This is a genomic window from Microbacterium sp. NPDC012755, from assembly GCF_042901325.1.
Lineage (GTDB): Bacteria > Actinomycetota > Actinomycetes > Actinomycetales > Microbacteriaceae > Microbacterium > Microbacterium natoriense.
On sequence record NZ_JBIBCT010000001.1, the window covers coordinates 3,029,420 to 3,051,695 of the forward strand.

A 22,276-nucleotide genomic window follows, 5' to 3' on the forward strand; every position below is an offset into this window, starting at 1 on the left:
GGAGATGGAAGGATGGAGGGGTGACTGCGACCGAGCCCCCCATCGTTCCCTTTGCCTCTCCGGCCGCTGCAGGCGGCGCCCCCTACGTGACGACGCCGGTCGCCTACGACGGGATCCTGCTCGCGGGATTCGGCGGACCCGAGGGGCAGGACGACGTGATCCCGTTCCTCCGCAACGTCACCAGAGGGCGCGGCATCCCCGACGAGCGTCTGGAGGAGGTCGCGCACCACTATCGCCACTTCGGCGGCGTGAGCCCGATCAACGGGCAGAACCGCGTGCTCAAGGAGGCGCTCGACGCCGAGCTGCAGAGACGCGGCATCGACCTCCCCGTCTATTGGGGCAACCGCAACTGGAGCCCCTATCTCGAGGAGGTCGTGACCGAGGCCTCCGCGAAGGGGCACAACACGCTTCTCGCCTTCGCCACCAGCGCGTACAGCTCGTTCTCCAGCTGCCGCCAGTATCGCGAGGACTTCGCGCGGATCCTCGAGGACACCGGACTCGGCGAGACCGTGACGATCGACAAGATCCGCCCGTTCTACGACCACCCCGGCTTCGTCGAGGCATTCGAGACCGGCGTCCGCGACGCGGTCGAGGCCTTCCTCGCCGACGGCATCGCCGCCGCCGACATCCAGATCCTCTTCTCGACGCACAGCATCCCCACCGCAGACGCGGAGCGCTCGGGCGCGCGCGACATCGAGTGGGGCGAGGGCGGAGCGTACGCGGCGCAGCACCTCGCGGTCGCGGCCTGGGTCATGGACCGGGTGCGGGAGAGCATCCCCGCGGCCGCCGACGTCTCCTGGGAGCTGGTGTACCAGTCGCGCTCCGGACCTGCGTCGCAGCCGTGGCTCGAGCCAGACGTGTGCGATGTGATCGGAGAGCTGCCCGAACGGGGGCGCAAGGCCGTCGCCGTCGTGCCCGTCGGGTTCATGAGCGATCACATGGAGGTCCTCTGGGATCTCGACACGGAGGCCGCGGAGGCCGCGGAGGACGCAGGGCTCGCCTTCACCAGGACGCCGACGCCGGGTGTGTCTCCGACGTTCGTCGCCGGCATCGTCGATCTGATCGAGGAGCGTCTCGAGGGGCGTCCCAACGAGGAGCGCCCGCACGTCACGTCGCTGCCCGGCGGGTTCGACGTCTGCCGCCCCGGCTGCTGCGAGAACATCCGCGCCGGCTTCAAGCCCGCCGCCGCCGGCATCGCGCCGTGAGACGGATTCGACGTCGGCTGCTCTGAATAGGATGGGAGCCATGCGCATCCACATCGCCACCGATCACGCCGGCCTCGACTTCTCCACGCAGCTGCAGGAGCATCTGCGTGCCGCGGGCCATGAAGTGGTCGATCACGGGCCGATCGAGTACGACGCGGTGGACGACTACCCCGCGTTCTGCATCAGGGCAGCGCAGGCCGTCGTCGCCGATCAGACGGCCGGTGTCGAGGCTCTCGGCATCGTCTTCGGCGGATCGGGCAACGGCGAGCAGATCGCGGCGAACAAGGTGCAGGGCATCCGCGCCGCGCTGGTGTGGAACGTCTCGACGGCCGAGCTGGCCCGCGAGCACAACGACGCGAACGTGATCTCCATCGGCGCCCGTCAGCACACGTTCGACGAGGTCACCACCTTCATCGACACGTTCATCTCCACGCCCTTCTCGAACGAGGAGCGGCACGTGCGCCGCATCGGCCAGATCGCCGACTTCGAGCGCGACGGCTCGCTGCTGCCGGACCCCCGGGCCTGACATGCCCGAGGGGCATTCCGTCCATCGCATCGCGCGGCAGTTCGATCGCAACTTCGTCGGCAAGTCGATGCGGGCGTCGAGTCCGCAGGGGCGATTCGCAGAGGGCGCCGCGGTGCTCGACGGTCGTGAGGCCGTCAGTGTGCAGGCCGTGGGCAAGCAGATGTTCCTCGAGGTGGAGGGCGACCTCTGGCTGAGGGTGCATCTCGGGCTCTACGGCGCCTGGGATTTCGCAGGGGAGATCCTCATCGATCCGACGATCGCCTCGGCGAACGGGCGCATGGGGCAGACCAACCAGCGTGGCACCGATCTGGGCGAGGCCATCCTCGACGATGCGGGAGAGAACTCGCTCGCATCGATCGGCGCGCCGAGGCGCACGCGAGTGCACGTCCGGATGTCGGAGCAGACCAAGGGTCTCGCCGACGAGGACGGGGAGTGGCCGCCACCGATCGTCGGGCAGGTGCGTCTGCGATTGATGACGGACATCACCGCTGCTGATCTCCGGGGCCCGACCGCCTGCGTGATCCAGACGCCGGAGGAGATGCTCGCCACCGTTGCGAAGCTCGGTCCGGATCCCCTCGTCGGCGACCCCGCGGAGAACGAGGAGCGCTTCGTCCGTGCGGTGCGCAAGAAGCAGACCGTCATCGCGCTGCTCCTGATGGACCAGGCCGTGGTCAGCGGAATCGGCAACGTCTATCGCGCAGAGATGCTCTTCCGACACCGGTTGAATCCGCACACGCCAGGGCGTGACATCCCCGAGGAGATCGTGCGCGAGCTGTGGCGCGACTGGGTTCGGCTGCTCGCGGTCGGCGTCGAGACCGGGCAGATGATGACGATGGACGACCTGTCTCCCGAGCAGTATCGTGCCGCGATGGCGAGTCGCGACGATCGTCACTGGGTGTACCACCGCGCCGGGCTTCCGTGCCGGATCTGCGGCACGGAGATCGCCCTGGAGGAGATCGGCGCGCGCAAGCTCTACTGGTGCCCGCGGTGCCAGGCCTGACGCGGTCCTCTCGCCGCCGTCGCTCCGACCTTCCGGTCTAGGCTCGATTCATGCGTCAGAACCCGAGCTTCACCCTTGCGGATGTGACCGAGATGCGTCGGGTGCTCGACGCCAGCCCGTGGGCGACCATCATGAGCGCCGGCCCCGAAGGCCTGGTCGCATCGCACTATGCCGTGCTCCTCGACGAGTCGCGCGACGACCTCACGATCGTCGCGCATGTGGGACGCCCGGACGATCTGATCCACGGTCTCGGCGACCGCGAGCTCCTCGTCGTCTTCCAGGGGCCGCACGGATACATCTCCCCGGGCTGGTACGGAGACGTGCAGGCGGTGCCGACATGGAACTACGTCGCCGTGCATCTCTCGGGGATCCCCGAGATCCTGAGCCCGGAGGAGAACCTCGAGGTGCTCGACCGTCTCGTCGACCGTTTCGAGGGGCGGATGCCGGAGCCGCGGCGCATGTGGGAGCGTCCCAACGATGAGAGCTTCGTGCAGCGTCTCGCCGCGGGGACGGTGGGGTTCCGGCTCACGCCCACGCGCGTGGTCGCGAAGCGCAAGCTCAGCCAGAACAAGGCCGCGGACACCGTGGAGACCGTGATCGCGGAACTGGAGGGCTCGGGCCCGTATGCGCAGCCCGACCTCGCCCGCGAGATGAGGAGAGCCCATGAGGCTCTCGCGGAAGGACGGCGATGATCGGCACCGATGTCAGCATGGTGAAGGGGGTTCGCATCGCCGGTCCCGGTCGCGAGTTCCTCATCGACGACGAGCCCGTCGACATCGTGATCGACGGCGGAGCGATCGCCGACATCGCCCCCACCGGTGCCCTGCGGCCCGCAGGGGAGGTCCTGGATGCCGGTGGCGCGTGGGTCGTCCCTGGGCTCTGGGACAACCATGTCCACACGGTGCAGTGGGCGCTGGCTGCGGAACGCGTGCCGCTGCTCGCGGTGGGATCGGCCGCCGAGGCCGCGCGGCTCATGACGGACGCGGAGCCGCTCCCCGACGGGCGACGGGTCGGGGCGGGCTTCCGAGACGCGCTGTGGTCGGATCAGCCGTCGCTCGCGCTGCTCGATGACGCGACGGGGGAGGTGCCGACCTATCTCATCAATGCCGACGTCCACAGCACGTGGCTCAACTCCGCGGCCCTGCGTCGCGAAGGGTTCAGTGCGCCGGACGGAGTCCTCCGCGAAGAGGACGCCTTCGAGATCTCGCGACGTCTGAATGCGGTCGACCCCGCCAGAGCTGATGACGCCGTACTGCGGGCGGGGGAGCGCGCGGCGTCGAGGGGCGTCATCGGCCTCGTGGATTTCGACATGGCCTGGAACGCCGATGCCTGGCCTCGGCGCGTGGCCGCCGGATTCTCCGCGCATCGGGTGGAGTTCTCGGTGTACCCCTTCGACTTCGACCGCGCGGTGGAGAGCGGACTGCGCACCGGCGAGAGCCACGGGAGCCCGCTGATCATGGTCGGCGCGCTCAAGATCATCACCGACGGATCCCTCGGCACGAGGACCGCCGCTTGCTCTCATCACTACCCGGGGGACCCCGCGAACTACGGCGTGCTCACGGTGCCGCCGGAGGAGCTGACGGATCTGCTCGTCGCCGCGACGGGGGCAGGCCTCGCCGTCGCCGTCCACGCCATCGGCGACCGCGCGGTCACCGCAGCGCTCGACGCGTTCACCGTGTCGGGCGCCGTGGGCACGATCGAGCATGCGCAGCTCGTCCGGCACGCCGATCTCTCACGCTTCGCTCGCCTGGGCGTCGTGGCGAGCGTGCAGCCGCAGCATGCCCTCGATGATCGCGACCTGGTCGAGACGCACTGGGCGGGGCAGACGTCCATCGGCTATCCGCTCGCCGCACTGCGCCGAGCGGGGGTGCAGCTCCGCTTCGGGTCGGACGCGCCCGTCGCCGAGCTGGACCCGTGGCAGGGGATCGGAGCAGCCGTGGATCGCACCGACGATGAGCGGGAGCCGTGGCATCCTGAGGAGCGGCTCACGATCGATGAGGCGCTCGAGGCGAGCGTGCGGTCCTCAGTGCGGCCAGGAGAGCCGGCCGATCTCGTTCTGTGTGGCGAGGATCCGCGAGCCGCGCACGGCGACGGACTGAGACGGATGCCGGTGGAGGCGACGTTACTCGCCGGACGCGTCACCCACCGCTCCTGAACACGACGAAGGGCACCGGAACGGATTCCGGTGCCCTTCGTCGTGTGGTGTGAGTAGTCAGGCTGCGATGTGCGAGACGAGGAACCAGCGGTCCTTGTCGAGTCCGCGCTTGATCTCGATCGCGACGTCCTGGCTGGTCAGGTCGACCTCGTCGAGGCCGTCGATCGCCGCCTGGACGTCGACGAGGATCGCGTCGATGTCGGCCACGACCGCGCGGATGAGGTCATCCGACTGCGTGAAGCCGGCGGGAACCGAGGTGGCGCCCGCCTTCTCTGCGACGGTGGAGATGCGGGCGTCGATCGGAAGGCCGAGGGCGACGATGCGCTCTGCGGCGGTGTCGGCGAAGTCGCCGGCGTGAGCGACGATCGTGTCGAGGAGCTCGTGGACGCCGACGAAGTTCGCTCCGCGGACGTGCCAGTGGGCCTGCTTGCCGTTGACCGTCAGGGCTTCGAGGCCGAGGACGAGCGGGGAGAGGAACTGTGCGGCCGCTGCGGCGACCGTCGGGTCGCTGGCGGTGGTGGAAACGGTCTGTGCCTTGCTCATCTTGTGCTCCTCCGAGATCATCTGTTTCTGTCGTGCTGGAGTCAACGCTACTCATCCTGAAACATTCCGCAAGCAAGCGAAGGCTGGGCTTAGTGGGGCAGAAATCCGCGGAAACACGCGGTAATGAGGGTAGTCTCGCCTTATGAGCATCGCGCAGGGAGCATCCGTCCTCGCCCTCCAGGATCGCGTGCCGTCGATCGCCGACGGCGCCTTCGTGGCGGAGGGCGCGCGCATCGTCGGAGCGGTCTCTCTGGCGGCCGGATCGAGCGTCTGGTACAACGCGGTGCTACGAGCCGATTCGGCGCCGATCGTGATCGGCCCCGGCAGCAACGTGCAGGACAACGTCTCGGTGCACGTGGATGCCGGGCACCCCGTCGTCATCGGTTCGAAGGTGTCGATCGGCCACAACGCGGTCGTGCACGGCTGCACGATCGGCGATGGTTCGCTCATCGGGATGGGTTCGGTGATCCTCAGTGGCGCGGTGATCGGAGCAGGCTGCCTGATCGCCGGGGGAGCCGTGGTGCTGGGCGGCACGGAGGTCCCCGAGGGATCGCTCGTCGCCGGTGTCCCTGCGAAGGTCCGCCGAGCGCTGAGCGATGACGAGCGCGCCGGCCTGATCGCGAACGCGGACACCTACCTCGGCCACCTGCTGACGCACTCGTCCGCGACCTCCGTCTGAGCCGACGCGCCCGCTAGGCTGGGTGCGTACGGGGCGGTGGCCAAGCTGGTTAAGGCAGTGGGCTCATAACCCAACGATTCGCGGGTTCAAGTCCCGCCCGCCCTACTCCTGTCCGGCATACTCCCGGTGTGCGCTGTTCGGACGTACCCAGTGAGCCAGGTACGCGCCGAGAGCGCAGCCTCGTGCGTCTCGCTCCTGGACTGACCCCGTTCGGGGTCAAGGTCTGGTGGAGTCGAAGGTCTGGTGCCACGATGACCTCGCGGTGATCGCGGAACAGCGAACCTCCACCGCAGATGCTCCCTCTCCTCTCCGAGCATCGATGGGGTCGAGCCCCCTGCGTCATCTCCCCAGTCCGCAGGGGGCTCGCTCGACTTCGACGATGTGTTCGTGCGATGCGATCGTGGGCCGAGAGGCGGCTCGCGGGTGATGAAAGCCTCTCCGGCCGTGGCACGAGTGTCGAGATGAGCCGGATTCTGACGTTCGGTCGCGCACGTGACCTCCGCCGGGGGTCATCGATACACCAATATGTCGCGATCGCCCATCTGACGCGAGGAGTTCCCTAACGTGGCGACCGGTCGTTGTCCGTCAACCCCAGATACGAAGGAGACTGCGAACCGTGATCCCCAAGAAGCCGTGCGAACGTCTGCAGCAGCAGCCGTCGCCTTCCTCGCACTCGCCGGTGCGGCACTCGTGCCGACAGCCGCTCAAGCCGCACCACCCACGCCGGCCGCCCCCGCCGACCCCTCGCTCGTGTTCGAGGAGACCTTCGAGAACGTCACCGGCGCCGACGTCGTCGGACTCGTCAACTACACCGGCGTGGACGGAGCCACGTACACCGCCTCGCCGTTCTGGCTGAACGCTGCAGCGTGCAACGGCTTCGTCCTGCAGGGGAACACCCCCATCCCGTTCGCAGGCGATGGCGCGGCCTGCAACGTCAACGCCTCCAATCGACTCGTCAACCTCGCCACGGTCCTCGGCGGCGGGAACGCCGACAACCGCGCCGTCGCGGCATACACCGAGGCCAACGGGGGCGCCGCAGACACGCTGCTCGCCCAGTCGATCGACAGCGGCATCGAACTGACCGAAGGCCGCTTCTACGTCGCGAGCATCGACACGGCCGAGGTCAACTGCGGCATCGGCGCTGTGCAGTCGACCCTCGACTTCGGTCTTTCTCTGCCCAACGGCGAGATCATGATCGCCGGCAACCCCGCCAGGGCGTGTTCTTCGCCGAACGTGCAGACGGTCAACGGGTTCGCCATCCGCAGCGGGCAGTTCTACAGCGGCGGCTTCCGCGCCGAGGAGTCGAGCTCGGCGGAGCTCCTCGTCCGCAACCGCGCGACGAGCGGTGGCGGCAACGACTTCGCTTACGACAACCTGCGCCTTTTCGACGCGACGCCGAGCATCTACAAAGCGTTCGATCAGGAGACCGTCGAGGTGGGGCAGCCCGTCACGATGTATCTGACGATCGTGAACACCAGCGAGCTGTCGGAGAAGACCGGCTGGTCCTTCACCGACGTGCTCCCCGAGGGCATGACGATCGCCGACGAGCCCAACGTCGACTCCAGCTGCTCTGCGGAGATCGACGCTCCCGCTGCCGGCTCCGAGGTCGTCGTGGACGCCGGATCGCTCGCTACCGGCCAGACGAGCTGCGAGATCGCCGTGAACGTCGTCCTCGGCGCGGGCGGCGACTACACCAACGTCATCGACGGCGCCTCGGGCCTGAACGGGGAGCCGTCGGCGTCCATCCGCGCTCTCGTCCCCTCGCTGTCGCTCACGAAGTCCGTGAACCCGGCACAGGTCACCAAGGCCGGCCAGGAGGTCGTGTACACGTTCGTCGTCCTCAACGACGGTGAGCTGCCCCTGCACGACGTCGAGGTGTCCGACCCGGGCCCCCTCGGCGGCACCGGGACCTTCGGCGACATCGACTGCGGTGAGGTCACCGAGCTCGCCGTCGACGAGAGCCTTACCTGCACCGCGACCTACGTCGCCGGTGCCGGCGACCTCACCGGGAAGCCCCTCACGAACGTCGCCTCTGCCACGGGCGTATCGCCTGGAGGCGTCACGGTCGATGCCGGCGCCACCGCTGACCTGACGACCGTCGTTCCTCAGCCGGCGACCACGCCGCCTCCCGCCCCGGTCGCCGGGAATCTCGCAGCCACGGGTGGTGACATTCCGTGGGGTTACGGTGTCACCGCAGGAGTCCTCCTGCTCGTCGGTGCGGGAGTCCTGCTCGTGACCCGGAAGCGCACCGCCTGAATCTAGTCGGCGCGTGAAGGGAAGGGCCCGGAGAAGGTGCATCTGCACTCTCCCCGGGTCCTTTCCCTGTCCAGGGGGATGCCTGCTCCGTCGATGCACTGACGCGCGAAGACGAGTCGCGCCGAAGAGAGTGGTGTGCGCCCTCCCGAGGGGAGGGAAGGTGCTGGGCGCGAGGAGAGCGCGGGCGCCGTCAGCTGTTGCGCACCGGCCAGGTGCCGTCGAGCGCATCCTCAGGATCGAGTCGTCCGACGCTGATGAAGTACTCCGTCAGGCTCTCGGCCTGAGAGCGCGCCCATCCGATCTGTCGCGTGTGCAGCTCGCTCAGGGTTTCGGGGAGGCGGAACTGTCGCGCAAGCGCCTGAGCGACGCGGCCTGCGGCCACCGCATCCGCCGAGGCGTCGTGCGCGCCCTCCAGGGGCACCGCATAGTGCGCGGCGACGACCTCCAGTGTGCGCTTGCCGCGGCGGTACCTGTCGTACGCCTTATCGATGACGAGCGGGTCGATGATGGGCGACGGAGAGACGAGCGGAGGGATGCCGTGGCGCACGCACTCGTGGGCGAGCAGCGAGAAGTCGTAGGAGGCGTTGTAGGCGACGATCGGGACGCCCTGGTCGAGCAGCGAGCGCAGGGCCGCGGTGACCTCGGCGACCACCTCGCGCACCGGTCTGCCGGCGCGACGGGCCTGCTCCGTGGTGATCCCGTGCACGGCGGTGGCTCCGTCGGGGATGGGGATCCCGGGGTCCGCGAGCCAGTCCCGCGCGGCGATCTCGCGCCCGTTCGCGTCGAGGACGCCGACGTGCGCGGTCACGACGCGGTCGCTCTCCACGTCGACGCCCGTGGTCTCGAGATCGAACACTCCGACGCGGGTGAGCCACGTCGGGAGTGCGGGATCTGCGGGCATGCCCTCACGGTAGGCGCGGCCTCGGACATTGCCAGGAAGGCGCACGGCGACTCCGTAGACTCGGATCATGACCGCATCCTCGCCCTACGCCGAACGACTCCGCCGCCTTCCGGTGGAGCGTCACGAGGTCGAGGTCCGCGACGGCGTCACCGCGTACTGGGAGTACGGGGCGGCCGACGCCGAGACGACCGTCATCGCCGTGCACGGCTTCCGCGGAGATCACCACGGCCTGGAGCCGGTGCTCGCCTTCCTCCCGGAGGCGCGGATCATCGCCCCCGACCTCCCCGGCTTCGGCGAGAGCACACCGGTGCCAGGGCGCACGTACGACCTCGACGAGTACGCGTCCTGGCTCATCGAGTTCGCCGCCCTGGTCGCTCCTGGTGCTGTCATCCTCGGGCACTCGTTCGGATCGATCGTCGTGTCGGCCGCGATCGCGTCCGGCCTGGAGACACCCCGGCTGATCCTGATCAATCCGATCGGCGCCCCCGCCCTCGAGGGGCCCAAGGGGCTGATGACCCGACTCGCCGTCTTCTATTACGCGATGGGGGCGCGCCTGCCGGAGACGCTGGGCACGGCTCTGCTGCGGAACCGGGCGATCGTCCGCATCATGAGCGTCACGATGGCGAAGACGCAGGATCCGGAGCTCCGCAGGTTCATCCACGACCAGCACGACACGTACTTCTCACGGTTCGCGGATCGTGACGTGCTGCGCGACGCGTTCGTCGCGAGCGTCTCCCATGACGTGCGGGAGTTCGCCCCGAAGATCCACGTGCCGACGCTGCTGATCGCGGCCGACCGCGACGACATCACGCCGATCGAGGCGGAGCGGGTGCTCGCGACGCTGTTCGACGATGCGGAACTGGTCGAGATCGCCCATGTCGGGCACCTCATCCACTACGAGACGCCGGCCGAGGCCGCCGGCGCGATCCGTCGCTTCCTCAGGATTCCCGTCGCGCGAGGCCGATGAGCCCCGCCACCCGGAAGGGGATGACCTCGCCCATGGCGAGTGACGTCTCCGTCCGCTCGACGCCGTCGATCGAGAGGATGCGCGCGTCCGTGTCGAACAGGTGACGCGCGTCGCGGCAGGCCACCCTGGCCAGCAGATCGATCGAGCCGCTCAGGCCGTGGGCCTGGACGACCTCGGGGATGCGTGCGAGCTCGTTGATGATGCGCGGCAGCTCGGTCTGCCTGACGCCGATGCTCACGAACGCCTGCAGGGGGAATCCGAGGACATCGGGGGAGAAGGACCGCTCGTACGAGAGGAACACCCCGGTCTGCTCCAGCCGCGCCATGCGCGCCTGGATGGTGTTGCGTGAGAGGCCGAGATTCTCGGCGAGCGCGACGATCGTGATGCGCGGGTCGTCGGCGAGGGCGGCGAGGAGTTCCAGATCGATGCGGTCAAGTCCAGGCATAGTGCCAAAGAGTAGCAGTCTCGTATCGACCCGGATTTAGCAACATGCTCAACAGCCTCGCAATTGCTTGAGCGTCGTGTTGAACAGACGTACGCTCAGGTCATCGGCGGAGCTGCCGATGACCGACGTGCAGAGCCCCACGAGGGCAGCCACGACAGAGGAGGACGATGATGTCACCGCAACTCACGCCCATCGCGGACGCAGCGCAGGATCTCGAGCTCTCCGAGCGCATCCTCGGCCCCGACGGCACGCGCATCGCGAACGCCCAGCTCGACCCCTATGTGGCCGATGTGGATGCCGAGCAGCTGCGCGCCCTGCACCGCGACATGGTCGTCCTCCGTCGCATCGACGCCGAGGGCGTCGCGCTCCAGCGCCAGGGCCAGCTTGGTCTCTGGGCGCCCTGCAACGGGCAGGAGGCGACGCAGATCGGCACGGCTCGTGTGCTCGCGCCGCAGGACTACGTGTTCCCGAGCTACCGCGAGACCGGCGTGATCTACGCGCGAGGAGCCCAGCCGGGAGACTACGTCCGCATGTGGCGCGGCGAAGAGGGAGCCGGTCACGACCCGGCGGCGCTGCGCGTGGCGCCGCTGCAGATCATCATCGGCGCGCAGACCCTGCACGCCGTCGGCTATGCGCTCGGGATCCAGCACGACGAGACGGACGAGGTCGCCGTGACCTACTTCGGCGACGGTGCGACCAGCCAGGGGGATGTGAACGAGGCGATGATCTTCGCCGCCTCGTACCGCGCTCCCGTGGTCTTCGTCTGCCAGAACAACCACTGGGCCATCTCGGAGCCCGTCGCCGTGCAGTCGCAGTTCCCGATCGCCGGTCGCGCACCGGGCTTCGGCATCCCGAGCCTCCGCGTCGACGGCAACGACGTCCTCGCCTGCATGGCCGCCATGCGCTGGGCGCTGGAGCACGCGCGCTCGGGCAAGGGGCCGGCCTACATCGAGGCGGTCACGTATCGGATGGGCCCGCACACCACGGCCGACGACCCGACGCGCTACCGCGACGAGGCCGAGCTTGAATCGTGGCGCCGCCGTGACCCGATCTCCCGTCTCGAGGCCCATCTGCGAGCGCGCGGAGAGCTGAGCGACGTGCATGTCGCAGAGACCCAGGCTGCGGCGGATGCCGTGGCCAAGGAGATGCGCGCCGCGTGCCTCGGCATGGTCACGCGTCCTCCGCTCGCGGTGTTCGACGGCGTGTACGCCGAGCCGCACACGGGACTCGATCGCCAGCGCGACGAGTACGCCGCGTACCTCGCGTCGTTCGACGGCGAGGTGTGATCATGACCGAGCTGACTCTGGGCAAGGCCCTCGGCGCGGGTCTCCGGCAGGCGATGCGCGACGACGATCGCGTCGTCCTCCTCGGAGAAGACATCGGCAAGCTGGGCGGCGTCTTCCGCATCACGGACGGACTCCTCGACGAGTTCGGGGCGAAGAGGGTCATCGACACGCCTCTCGCGGAGTCGGGGATCGTCGGTGCGGCGGTCGGCCTCGCGTTCCGCGGCTATCGACCGGTCGTCGAGATCCAGTTCGACGGCTTCGTGTACCCGGCGTTCGACCAGATTGTGGCTCAGGTCGCGAAGCTGCACTACCGCACGCAGGGCAGGGTCAAGATGCCGATCACGATCCGCATCCCCTGGGCCGGCGGCATCGGAGCGGCCGAACACCACTCGGAGTCGCCCGAGGCGTACTTCGTGCACACAGCGGGCCTCCGCGTGGTCGCCGTCTCGAACCCCGAGGACGCCTACCGCAGCCTTCGACAGGCGATCGCCAGCGACGATCCCGTGATCTTCTTCGAGCCCAAGCGGCTCTACCACCACAAGGGCGAGGTCGATCTCGAGGCGCCGCTCGCCGATGCGCCGCCGATGGGGCTCGCCCGCGTCGTGCGCGAGGGGACCGATGCCACGCTCATCACCTACGGCGCCATGGTGACGACGGCGCTGCAGGCGGCGGAGGCCGCGGAGGACGAAGGGATCTCCCTGGAGGTCATCGATCTGCGCTCCCTGTCGCCCGTCGACTACGACTCGGTCGCGGCATCCGTCCGCAAGACGGGTCGCGTCGTCGTCGCGCACGAGGCCTCTCGCGAGGCGGGGGTCGCCGCCGAGGTCATCGCGAGCATCACGGAGCGCTGCTTCGAGTACCTCGAATCCGCCCCGTTGCGCGTGACGGGTCACGATGTGCCCTATCCGCCCGCGAAGCTGGAGAAGTACCACCTGCCCGACCTCGATCGACTTCTCGACGCGGTCGACCGCGTGCTCGATCGCCCGCACAGCCTGACGGGGGCCGACGCATGATCGCCGAGTTTCGCCTGCCCGACCTGGGAGAGGGGCTCACCGAGGCAGAGGTGGTCCAGTGGCTCGTCGCGCCTGGCGACAGCGTGGCGTTGAATCAGAACCTCGCCGAGGTCGAGACCGCCAAGGCCATCGTCGAACTGCCGTCGCCGTACGAGGGCGTCGTCTCGACTCTGCACGCTGAGGCGGGGGAGACCGTCGCCGTCGGCGCACCGCTGATCGCCTTCGATGTCGCGGGCACGGAGGAGACACCTCCCGCGGGGGCATCGGATGCCGAGGAGAAGGCGCAGCCGAACCTCGTCGGCTACGGCGCAGCACCGGCCCGCTCAGGACGTCCCGCTCGGCGTGCACGTCGGGTCGGAAGCCCGTCGATGACCGCGGACACCGCCGTTCTTGAGGCCGCACCGCACGATGCGCGGCCCAGCGCGAGCGTCGAGACCGTGATCGAGCGTCCTCGGTCGACGCCACCCGTGCGCGCCTATGCCAAGAGGCTCGGCGTCGACCTCGTCCTGGTGTCCGCCGTCGTGGGCGACCGCGTCATCACCCGTGATGACATCGACGAGTTCGCGCGGCGCGCCGGCATCCGCGCGGAGGAGGCGGAGACGACCGTGTCGGCTCCGCTCACCGCTGCGGCCCTGGCTGACGATGACCGCGAACTCCGGATCCCCATCCGCGGCGTGCGCAAGCACACGGCGGCTGCGATGGTCGAGAGCGCGTTCACGGCTCCGCACGTCACGGTGTTCCACACCGTCGACGTCACTGCGACGATGGATCTTCTCGCGTCGCTGCGGGAGGACCGTTCCCTGGCCGCGCACAGGATCGGCCCTCTGGCCGTGATCGCGAAGGCCGTGTGCCTGGCGCTCGGGCGGAACCGAGGGCTCAACGCCCGGTGGGACGAGGCCGCGGGCGAAATCGTGCAGCGCAACTACGTCGATCTCGGCATAGCCGCCGCGACCGAGCGGGGCCTCATCGTCCCGAACATCAGGGACGCGGAGCGCCTGACGCTGACCGAGCTCGCCGACGCGCTGAAGGCCCTCGCGGAGACCGCCCGTTCGGGGAAGACGTCCCCCGCCGAGCTCGCCGGCGGGACCTTCTCGATCTCGAACATCGGCGTGTTCGGAGTGGATGCCGGGACGCCGATCCTTCCCCCCGGTCAGTCGGGCATCCTCGCCGTCGGCGCCGTGCGCCGTCAGCCGTGGGAGTACCGCGGCGAGATCGTGCTGCGCCAGATGATGACGCTGAGCCTGTCGTTCGATCACCGCCTCGTCGACGGCGCGGAGGGAGCGCGGTTCCTCAAGGACGTCGCCGACATCCTCGAGGAACCGGGGCGGGCGATGCTGCTCAGGTAGTCGCGCGGAGAGCGGCCTCCGCCATCGCGGCCAGGACGGACGCGGTGGCGGAGTGGCTTCTCGCCGCAGAGCGGGTGGAGTGCGGCGTCGAGTTGATCAGTCCGAAGCACGCCTGCACGCGCAGGCGGAGCTCATCGGACGACGTGTCGACGAGGGGACGCAGCGCCTCCATCCACAGTTCGATGTACGAGCGCTGCAGTCGACGCACGTCGGCGTGGTCGGACTCGGCGAGATGAGCGACGTCTCGATCCTGCACGCGGATGACCTCGGCGTTCCCCAACGCGAACTCGACGTGGAAGCCGATCAGCGCGCGCATCCGTGCCTCGCTGTCGTCGACCTCCTCGGAGACCCGGGTGCCGCCGGAGACGAGGTCCTGGCTGACCTTCACGAGGACGGCTCCGAGCAGCGCCTGCTTTCCGGCGAAGTGTCGGTAGACAGCGGGTCCTGACACGCCGACGGCCGCCCCGATGTCCTCGAGGCTCACGCCGTTGTAGCCGCGTGCGGCGAACAGCTGCGCCGCCTCGCGGAGGATGGCGTCGGAGCGCTCGGCCTTGGCACGGTCTCGGGCGGTGAGCGGGCTTGTCATCTCAGTTAATCCTCGCTAACCTGAATCATCGGGTTAGTGAACACTAACCGAGAATGCGTGCGGCGCGCCACCGTGTGTCGCATGCTCGCGTGGGTCGAGGAGGACGTCACGATGCAGATGACCCAGGAGTCCCTGGCCGAGGAGCTGCGCGAGCGGCTCGCCGCCGCGGCGCTCGGCGGCCCGGAGGCGTCGCGTGCGCGTCATCTCTCGCGCGGAAAGCTCCTGCCGCGAGACCGTGTCGCGCGGCTGCTCGACGAGGGGAGCCCGTTCATCGAGGTCGCGCCCCTCGCGGCAGACGGTCTCTATGGGGGAGAGGCGCCGGGAGCCGGGGTGATCGCCGGCATCGGACTCGTGCACGGGCGTCACGTGATGGTCGTCTGCAACGATGCCACCGTCAAGGGCGGCACCTATTACCCGCTGACCGTGAAGAAGCATCTGCGCGCGCAGGAGATCGCTCTGGAGAACAGGCTGCCCTGTCTCTACCTCGTCGACTCCGGAGGCGCATTCCTCCCCAAGCAGGACGAGGTGTTCCCCGACCGCGACCACTTCGGCCGCATCTTCTTCAATCAGGCGCGCATGTCGGCCGCCGGGATCCCGCAGCTGGCGGCCGTGCTCGGTTCGTGCACGGCGGGCGGAGCCTATGTCCCCGCGATGAGCGACGAGACGGTGATCGTCCGCGGACAGGGCACGATCTTCCTCGGCGGCCCGCCGCTGGTGAAGGCCGCGATCGGCGAGATCGTCAGCGCCGAGGAGCTGGGTGGGGGAGAGCTGCACGCTCGGCGCAGCGGCGTCGTCGACCACCTCGCCGAAGACGACGAGCATGCGCTGGAGATCCTCCGCGACATCGTCTCCACGCTGCCGGCGCCGCACGCCCCGGCCTGGGAGATCGTGCCGAGTCGTGATCCGGCGGAGACGTCCTCCCTGTACGAGGTCGTCCCCGTCGACGTGAACGCCGCCTACGACGTGCACGCGGTGATCGACCGCCTCATCGACGCGGACACGTTCCGGGAGTTCAAGTCCGAGTACGGAACCACTCTCGTCACCGGGTTCGCCCGACTGCACGGTCATCCCGTCGGCATCGTCGCGAACAACGGCGTGCTCTTCAGCGAGTCCGCCCTCAAGGGCGCGCACTTCATCGAGCTGTGCGACCAGCGCGGCATCCCTCTGCTCTTCCTGCAGAACATCTCGGGCTTCATGGTGGGGTCGGATGCCGAAGCCGGGGGCATCGCCAAGGACGGGGCCAAGATGGTCACCGCCGTCGCGAGCACCCGGGTGCCGAAGCTCACCGTCATCATCGGCGGCTCCTTCGGGGCGGGCAACTACTCGATGTGCGGGCGTGCCTACTCGCCGCGTTTCCTGTGGACGTGGCCGGCGAGCCGGATCTCCGTGATGGGCGGAGCACAGGCCGCGTCCGTGCTCGCGACCGTCAAGGAGGATCAGCTGACCGCTCGGGGGGAGTCGTGGAGCCAGGAGGAGCGCTCCGGGTTCGAGGCGCCGATCCGCGACCAGTACGAACAGCAGGGCGAGCCGTACTACGCCACGGCCCGCCTGTGGGACGACGGCATCATCGATCCCGAGAACACCCGCGACCTCCTCGGCCTCGCCCTGGACGTCGTGTCACGCAGCCCGCTGCCCGAACCGCACTTCGGCGTCTTCCGGATGTGAGACTCATGAGCGACCACCTCTTCGACACCGTCCTCGTCGCCAACCGCGGCGAGATCGCACGCCGGGTCATCCGCACCCTGCGCGAGCTCGGCATCCGCAGCGTCGCGGTCTACAGCGATGCGGACGAGCAGTCGCCGCACGTCCGCGAGGCCGACGCGGCCGTGCGGGTCGGCCCTGCGCCCGCAGCGGAGTCGTACCTCGACATCGACGCCGTCATCGCGGCCGCACGGACGGCGGGAGCCCAGGCGATACACCCTGGTTACGGATTCCTCTCCGAGAGCGTCGGTCTCGCCGAGGCCTGCGCAGAGAGCGGCATCACCTTCATCGGCCCCTCGGTCGAGGCGCTGCAGATCATGGGAGACAAGGCCAGGGCGCGTGAGCACGTGACGCGATACGGCGTGCCCGTCGTCCCCGGCTTCGACGCCACGGGTCTCTCCGACATCGAGATCGCCGAGGAGGCGGAGCGGATCGGATTCCCGCTCCTCGTCAAGCCCAGCGCGGGCGGGGGAGGGAAGGGCATGGAAGTCGTCGCCGACGCCTCCGCGCTCACCGCGGCCCTCGCGTCCGCGCGCAGGGTCGCCGCGTCCGCGTTCGGAGACGACTCGCTCGTCCTCGAACGCTTGATCCGCCGCCCTCGGCACATCGAGGTGCAGGTGTTCGGCGACGAGCACGGCACCGTGCTGGCGCTCGGCGAGCGGGAGTGCACGCTGCAGCGCCGGCATCAGAAGGTGATCGAGGAGGCGCCGTCCGCAGGCATGCCCGCCGAGACCCGCGAGAGGCTGCTCGCCGCGGCAGTGCGGGCCGCCGAGAGCGTCTCCTACGTCGGCGCCGGAACGGTCGAGTTCCTCATCGACGCGGATGAGCCCGATGAGATCTTCTTCATCGAGATGAACACGCGTCTCCAGGTCGAGCACCCCGTGACCGAGGAGGTCACCGGGCTCGATCTCGTCGCGCTGCAGCTCCGTGTCGCTGCCGGGGGACGACTCGATCCCGCGCCTCGAGTCCACGGACACGCGGTCGAGGCCCGCATCTATGCGGAGTCTCCGGAGCGAGGCTTCCTGCCGTCCACCGGACGGGTGCTGCTCTTCGATCCGCCGCAGGGTGTGCGGGTCGACGCCGCGATCGAGACCGGAAGCGAGGTCACCGGATTCTACGATCCGATGATCGCGAAGGTCATCGCCCTCGCCGCCGACAGGGTCACGGCGCTGCGCCGACTGGATGAGGCGCTGAGCCGGACGGTCGTGCTCGGCGTCGACACCAACATCGACTTCCTCCGGACGCTGTGCCGAAACGAGAGGGTCATCGCCGGCGATCTCGACACCGGGCTCATCGAGACCCTCCTGCCGCTGCCTGTGCCCTCTCCCTCTGCGCGCATGCTCGCCAGTGCGAGAGCCCGCGTGCAGGAGAGCGCGCCGACCGTCTCCGACGCGGGCGCCGTCTGGACCGCCCTCACGGAGAGGGATGCCGCAGACGTGGCGTTCCTCACGGATGACGACGCGCTGGTCGAGTCCGAATCGGGGACGCCGTCGCAGCTGCCGACGGCGCTCGATGCCGACGGCGCGGTCTGGGTCGCCGAGGGCGGCCGCACGATGCGTCTTCGTCCCCTCGATCGTCGGGCACGGATGCGGCGACGCCTCGCGACAGCGCAGCGGGCCGCCGTCGCCACAGAGCCCGAAGGCCGCGCCCCCATGCCGGGCAGCGTCGTGGCGGTGCACGTCGCCGACGGCGAGCGCGTCGCCGCAGGCACGCCGCTGCTGTCGATCGAGGCGATGAAGATGGAGCACCCGGTGCTCGCGCCGCACGACGGCACGGTGCATCTTCTGGTCGCCGTGGGCGATCAGGTGCGGCGCGACCAACCGGTCGCCCGCGTGACGACGAGTCCCCACGACGGGGCCGCAGAGGAGATCCGATGAGTGAAGATCTGAACGAGGACGAGCGCGAGCTCGCCGCCATGGTCCGGGAGTTCGCCGAGACCGTCGTCGCGCCGCAGTCCTACGAGGCGGACCGCACGCACACGCTTCCGATGGACGTGGTGGCGCAGATGGGCGAGCTGGGGTTGTTCGGCCTGCCCTTCCCGGAGGAGCATGGCGGTCAGGGCGGAGATTACTTCGCTCTGGGCATCGCGATCGAGGCGCTCGGGCGGGTCGATCAGTCCATCGCCATCACCCTGGAAGCCGGCGTCAGCCTCGGAGCGATGCCGGTGTTCCGGTTCGGCACCGAGGAGCAGAAGCGCGATCTGCTGCCCGATCTGCTGGCCGGCCGCGCCCTCGCCGGGTTCGGTCTGACCGAGCCGGAGGCGGGGAGCGACGCGGGCGCCACGCGCACCACCGCCCGCCTCGACGGCGATGAGTGGGTGATCGACGGCACCAAGCAGTTCATCACGAACTCCGGCACGCCCATCACACGATTCGTCACCGTCACCGCCGTCACCGGGAACGAGGGCGGGCGCAAGGAGATCTCCACGATCATCGTGCCCAACGGGACGCCGGGGTTCACCGTCGAAGCGCCCTACGACAAGGTCGGCTGGAACGCCTCAGACACCCACCCGCTCACCTTCTCCGGGGTGCGCGTGCCCGCGGGCAACCTGCTCGGCGAGCGGGGGAGCGGGTTCCGCAACTTCCTCAGCATCCTCGATGAGGGACGCATCGCCATCGCGGCCCTCTCGACCGGCGCCGCGGAGGGGTGTCTCGAAGCGGCCGTCGACTACGCGAAGAGCCGCACGATCTTCGGCAGCGCCCTGAGCACCCGGCAGAACGCGCAGTTCACGCTCGCACGCATGCGCGCACGTGTGCACACCGCCCGTCTCGCGTGGCACCACGCGGCCCGACTGCGCGATGCGGGGAAGCCCTTCGCCGAACAGGCGGCGATCGCCAAGCTCGTCGCGGGAGAAGCCGCGATGGACAACGCGCGCGACGCGACGCAGATCTTCGGCGGCAACGGCTTCATGAACGAGTTCCCCGTGGCACGGCACTACCGCGACTCGAAGATCCTCGAGATCGGCGAGGGGACGACCGAGGTGCAGCTGCTCGTCATCGCCAGGGCTCTGGGTCTCGCCGGGTAGCGTGTCAGCATGCCAGACGCACTGACCGACGGGAGGGCGGCGACGTGACCGCACGGGACATCATCCAGCGAGGTCTCTACTTCGAGGAGTTCGAGGTCGACGCCCGCTATCTGCATCGGCCGGGGCGCACGGCGACCGAAGCCGACAACGTGCTCTTCACGACCCTCACCATGAACACGCAGGCGCTGCATCTGGATGCCGCGTTCGCGCAGACCCAGGAGTTCGGCCAGCGGCTGATGAACTCCATGTGGACCCTGTCGACCATGGTGGGAGCATCCGTCGCCCAGCTCACTCAGGGGACCCTGGTGGCCCAGCTCGGTCTCGGCGACATCGCGTTCCCGCATCCGCTGTTCGCGGGGGACACGCTGTACATCGAGAGCACGATCGTCGCGAAGCGACCGTCGTCGTCCCGCCCCGGTCAGGGGATCGTCACGATCTCCCACACCGGGCGCAACCAGGACGGCATCGTCGTCGCGACCGCGAGCAGGACGGTCCTCGTCCGCTGCCGCCCCGAGGAGGAGAACCGATGACCTTCGATCTCGGACCCGCGCTGCTGTTCTGCCCCGCCGATCGCCCTGAACGGTTCCGCGGTGCACTGGAGAAGGCGGACGCCGTCATCCTCGATCTGGAGGACGCGGTCCTCCCCGAGGCGAAGGCGACGGCACGGGGCAACCTGATCGATGCCGACCTCGACCCCGACCGCGTCATCGTCAGGGTGAACGCTCCGGACACCGAGGCGTTCGTCTGCGACCTCGCCACCCTCGCTCAGACGGACTTCCGCACCGTGATGGTCGCCAAGACGGAGGATCCCGAGCGCCTCCACGCCTTCGACGAGCGCTACTCCCTCATCGCCCTGTGCGAGACCGCCCGGGGGATTCATGCGGCGGATCGCATCGCCGCGCATCCGCGAGTGGTCGCGATGATGTGGGGCGCGGAGGACCTGGTCGCCTCCCTCGGCGGCACGTCCAGCAGGACGCCCGATGGCGGCTACCGCGACATCGCCCGCTATGCCCGCTCCCGCGTGCTGCTGGAGGCGGGAGCGCAGGGCAAGGCCGCCGTCGACGCCGTGCACATCGCGATCGACGACCTGCCGGCCCTCGCTCGAGAGGCAGCGGATGCCGCAGCATCCGGGTTCCGCGCCACCGCGTGCATCCACCCCTCGCAGGTCGCCACCATCAGGGACGCGTACCGTCCCGATGCCGCGACGGTCGACTGGGCGCATGCGGTGATCGCCGCGGCCGAGAGCGAGCGGGGCGTGTTCCGCTTCCAGGGCCGCATGATCGATGAGCCGGTGCTCCGGCACGCCCGCTCGGTGATCGACCGGGCCGGTTGATCACCGCCAGAGTCCACGCTCGTCGATCCAGGTGTGCCACGGGCTGATGCGGTCGACGTGCAGGATCCCGTCGTAGGACGCGCGGACGTCTGCGAGCTCGACCTCGGGTCCGTTGTGTGTGCCCGTCACGAGGTCGACGGAGGCGGGAGCCCCGGCGAGGTCGACGAAGAACGACCCTTCCGCGCGCGTGCTCAGCAGTGCGTCGAGCGTCTCCGCGCGCGGCCGATCCAGCTGCTGCACGAAGGGCGTGGAATGCCCGGGGGCGTCTGTCGGAGCGGGGCGGTGCAGCCACGCGGCACCACCGCCGAACGTCGTGCCGATGACGCGCAGGTCGTCGCCAAGGCGTCCGCGGAGATGCGTGCCCACGGTCGCGAGAGGTTCGGTCACGAACGGCGGCGCGAGGTAGGGCGTCGTGCGGACGTGCCCGTTCGCCGCGAACAGGACCACGCGCTCCTCCCGCTGCAGGACCCACTCGACCGCGTCGGCCATCGCCGAATCGCGGATGTTCGCCGGCGCCCAGGTGCGTGACGCTCCCTCCGCCATCGCCGCGAGGAAGCCATCGGTGCTCCGTGCGAGTTCCGCGGCCCGCACGGCGACGTCGACCACGTCGGCGTCGGCTCCCGCCTGCACGTAGTCGGTCCTCCGAGCTCTGACCCGCTCCGTCATGCCCGAGATCGTCGAGGTCATCGCGCGGCGCCGTTCCTCGGCGAGACCCAGGTAGGCGTGCAGGGCGGTGGCCGCTCTCGCGAGGCCGGCGCGGTCGGCGGGCAGGTACTCGAACTCGGGCAGCAGGATGTCGCGCACGTGCCGGGCGTAGTGCGGATCCGCGGAGTCCAGGAACGTGACCACGTGCTGCAGAGCCGGGAGCGATGAGGATGCCGAGTCGGGCACGTCCATCCCGTAGAAGCGCACCGGTGCACCGGCGACCGTCTTCTCGCGCAGCCACACGACGAGGTCCAGCGTCTCCTGGCACTTGCCGAAGTGGTAGGTGACCCCGTCGTTCAGGACGTCGCGCAGGCGCCCTTCGCCGGAGCGCACCCAGTCGTCGACCGTGAGCCCCTCGACGACGCCGCTCTCCAGAACGATCGCCGTGAACCCCGCCCGCTCGACGAGGAATCGCAGCAGCCTGTTCCGCCAGGCGAGGAACTCGTGCGTGCGGTGCATCGATTCGCCGACAGCGACGACGTGTGCGTCGCCGACGAAGGACTGAAGCGGTTCCAGCTGCTCGTCCGGTATGTCGTCCGGATCGACCGCGTCGAAGGCGACCCGGCTGCGGCTGAGCCATTCCGTCGTCTCGTCGACGTCCATG

The 22,276-nt window shown here is 69.3% G+C and carries 21 protein-coding genes and 1 tRNA gene; 17 read left to right on the forward strand and 5 right to left on the reverse strand.

Going from position 1 to position 22,276, the window contains the following annotated elements:
• Positions 1-20 precede the first annotated feature (20 nt).
• From ACFY5A_RS14140 to ACFY5A_RS14160, 5 genes are read left to right on the forward strand one after another with little or no spacing between them, the layout of a single operon-like run.
• The gene (locus ACFY5A_RS14140) at positions 21-1,205 is read left to right on the forward strand and encodes a ferrochelatase (protein ID WP_387234924.1); all 1,185 of its coding nucleotides are present in this window, start codon (positions 21-23) and stop codon (positions 1,203-1,205) included.
• Positions 1,206-1,245: 40 nt separating this feature from the next.
• Positions 1,246-1,731, forward strand: a complete 486-nt coding sequence (locus ACFY5A_RS14145; protein WP_387234927.1) for a ribose-5-phosphate isomerase — start codon at positions 1,246-1,248, stop codon at positions 1,729-1,731.
• A 1-nt stretch (position 1,732) separates the two neighbouring features.
• On the forward strand, positions 1,733-2,731 hold the full coding sequence (locus tag ACFY5A_RS14150) for an Fpg/Nei family DNA glycosylase (RefSeq protein WP_387234930.1): 999 nt from the start codon (positions 1,733-1,735) through the stop codon (positions 2,729-2,731).
• Positions 2,732-2,781: 50 nt separating this feature from the next.
• Positions 2,782-3,423, forward strand: a complete 642-nt coding sequence (locus ACFY5A_RS14155) for an FMN-binding negative transcriptional regulator (protein ID WP_387234933.1) — start codon at positions 2,782-2,784, stop codon at positions 3,421-3,423.
• The gene (locus ACFY5A_RS14160) at positions 3,420-4,886 is read left to right on the forward strand and encodes an amidohydrolase (protein ID WP_387234936.1); all 1,467 of its coding nucleotides are present in this window, start codon (positions 3,420-3,422) and stop codon (positions 4,884-4,886) included. The genes ACFY5A_RS14155 and ACFY5A_RS14160 overlap by 4 nt, the downstream gene beginning before the upstream one ends.
• A 57-nt stretch (positions 4,887-4,943) precedes the next feature.
• On the opposite strand, the gene ACFY5A_RS14165 is transcribed toward ACFY5A_RS14160, so the two are convergent.
• Complete coding sequence (locus ACFY5A_RS14165) at positions 4,944-5,429, reverse strand: Dps family protein (RefSeq protein WP_105675066.1); 486 nt, start codon at positions 5,427-5,429, stop codon at positions 4,944-4,946.
• 142 nt (positions 5,430-5,571) lie between these two features.
• On the opposite strand from ACFY5A_RS14165, the gene ACFY5A_RS14170 reads away from it, so the two are divergent.
• The 3 genes from ACFY5A_RS14170 (at position 5,572) to ACFY5A_RS14180 (ending at position 8,364) form a co-directional block, all read left to right on the forward strand.
• Positions 5,572-6,108, forward strand: a complete 537-nt coding sequence (locus ACFY5A_RS14170) for a gamma carbonic anhydrase family protein (protein WP_387234939.1) — start codon at positions 5,572-5,574, stop codon at positions 6,106-6,108.
• A gap of 30 nt (positions 6,109-6,138) precedes the next feature.
• Positions 6,139-6,213: transfer RNA gene (locus tag ACFY5A_RS14175), tRNA-Ile, on the forward strand.
• Between the two features lie 528 nt (positions 6,214-6,741).
• On the forward strand, positions 6,742-8,364 hold the full coding sequence (locus tag ACFY5A_RS14180; RefSeq protein ID WP_387234942.1) for a hypothetical protein: 1,623 nt from the start codon (positions 6,742-6,744) through the stop codon (positions 8,362-8,364).
• 190 nt (positions 8,365-8,554) lie between these two features.
• Here ACFY5A_RS14180 and ACFY5A_RS14185 read toward each other — a convergent pair whose 3' ends face one another.
• Positions 8,555-9,265 carry a 3'-5' exonuclease gene (locus tag ACFY5A_RS14185; RefSeq protein WP_181155906.1) on the reverse strand — a complete coding sequence of 237 codons (711 nt, stop codon included), beginning with the start codon at positions 9,263-9,265 and terminating at the stop codon, positions 8,555-8,557.
• A gap of 67 nt (positions 9,266-9,332) precedes the next feature.
• Here ACFY5A_RS14185 and ACFY5A_RS14190 point away from each other — a divergent pair, with 67 nt between their 5' ends.
• Positions 9,333-10,232 carry an alpha/beta fold hydrolase gene (locus ACFY5A_RS14190; protein WP_387234945.1) on the forward strand — a complete coding sequence of 300 codons (900 nt, stop codon included), beginning with the start codon at positions 9,333-9,335 and terminating at the stop codon, positions 10,230-10,232.
• Here ACFY5A_RS14190 and ACFY5A_RS14195 read toward each other — a convergent pair.
• Entirely contained in the window at positions 10,204-10,677 is a 474-nt protein-coding gene (locus ACFY5A_RS14195; protein ID WP_105674993.1) for an Lrp/AsnC family transcriptional regulator, read from the reverse strand. The two genes, ACFY5A_RS14190 and ACFY5A_RS14195, sit on opposite strands and share 29 nt — an antisense overlap.
• Before the next feature lie 170 nt (positions 10,678-10,847).
• Between ACFY5A_RS14195 and pdhA the strand changes: the two genes are divergently transcribed.
• Genes pdhA through ACFY5A_RS14210 form a run of 3 tightly spaced genes read left to right on the forward strand, consistent with a single transcriptional unit; the run spans position 10,848 to position 14,322 of the window.
• Positions 10,848-11,963 (forward strand): pyruvate dehydrogenase (acetyl-transferring) E1 component subunit alpha, encoded by a 1,116-nt coding sequence (pdhA, locus tag ACFY5A_RS14200; RefSeq protein WP_387235956.1) that lies wholly within the window; start codon positions 10,848-10,850, stop codon positions 11,961-11,963.
• 2 nt (positions 11,964-11,965) lie between these two features.
• A complete protein-coding gene (locus ACFY5A_RS14205; RefSeq protein WP_105674995.1) occupies positions 11,966-12,976 on the forward strand; it encodes an alpha-ketoacid dehydrogenase subunit beta in 1,011 nt (336 codons plus the stop codon).
• Complete coding sequence (locus ACFY5A_RS14210; RefSeq protein WP_387234948.1) at positions 12,973-14,322, forward strand: dihydrolipoamide acetyltransferase family protein; 1,350 nt, start codon at positions 12,973-12,975, stop codon at positions 14,320-14,322. Before ACFY5A_RS14205 ends, ACFY5A_RS14210 begins: the two co-directional genes overlap by 4 nt.
• On the opposite strand, the gene ACFY5A_RS14215 is transcribed toward ACFY5A_RS14210, so the two are convergent.
• Positions 14,315-14,908, reverse strand: a complete 594-nt coding sequence (locus ACFY5A_RS14215) for a TetR/AcrR family transcriptional regulator (RefSeq protein ID WP_387234951.1) — start codon at positions 14,906-14,908, stop codon at positions 14,315-14,317. The two genes, ACFY5A_RS14210 and ACFY5A_RS14215, sit on opposite strands and share 8 nt — an antisense overlap.
• Before the next feature lie 81 nt (positions 14,909-14,989).
• On the opposite strand from ACFY5A_RS14215, the gene ACFY5A_RS14220 reads away from it, so the two are divergent.
• From ACFY5A_RS14220 to ACFY5A_RS14240, 5 genes are read left to right on the forward strand one after another with little or no spacing between them, the layout of a single operon-like run.
• A complete protein-coding gene (locus tag ACFY5A_RS14220; protein WP_387234954.1) occupies positions 14,990-16,573 on the forward strand; it encodes a carboxyl transferase domain-containing protein in 1,584 nt (527 codons plus the stop codon).
• A 5-nt stretch (positions 16,574-16,578) separates the two neighbouring features.
• Positions 16,579-18,486, forward strand: a complete 1,908-nt coding sequence (locus tag ACFY5A_RS14225; protein ID WP_387234958.1) for an acetyl/propionyl/methylcrotonyl-CoA carboxylase subunit alpha — start codon at positions 16,579-16,581, stop codon at positions 18,484-18,486.
• Positions 18,483-19,634 (forward strand): acyl-CoA dehydrogenase family protein, encoded by a 1,152-nt coding sequence (locus ACFY5A_RS14230; RefSeq protein ID WP_105675005.1) that lies wholly within the window; start codon positions 18,483-18,485, stop codon positions 19,632-19,634. Before ACFY5A_RS14225 ends, ACFY5A_RS14230 begins: the two co-directional genes overlap by 4 nt.
• 44 nt (positions 19,635-19,678) lie before the next feature.
• Positions 19,679-20,164, forward strand: a complete 486-nt coding sequence (locus tag ACFY5A_RS14235) for a MaoC family dehydratase (protein ID WP_387234961.1) — start codon at positions 19,679-19,681, stop codon at positions 20,162-20,164.
• Positions 20,161-20,967, forward strand: a complete 807-nt coding sequence (locus tag ACFY5A_RS14240; protein ID WP_387234964.1) for an HpcH/HpaI aldolase/citrate lyase family protein — start codon at positions 20,161-20,163, stop codon at positions 20,965-20,967. Before ACFY5A_RS14235 ends, ACFY5A_RS14240 begins: the two co-directional genes overlap by 4 nt.
• On the opposite strand, the gene ACFY5A_RS14245 is transcribed toward ACFY5A_RS14240, so the two are convergent.
• Positions 20,968-22,275 carry an erythromycin esterase family protein gene (locus ACFY5A_RS14245; protein ID WP_387234967.1) on the reverse strand — a complete coding sequence of 436 codons (1,308 nt, stop codon included), beginning with the start codon at positions 22,273-22,275 and terminating at the stop codon, positions 20,968-20,970.
• Position 22,276 lies beyond the last annotated feature (1 nt).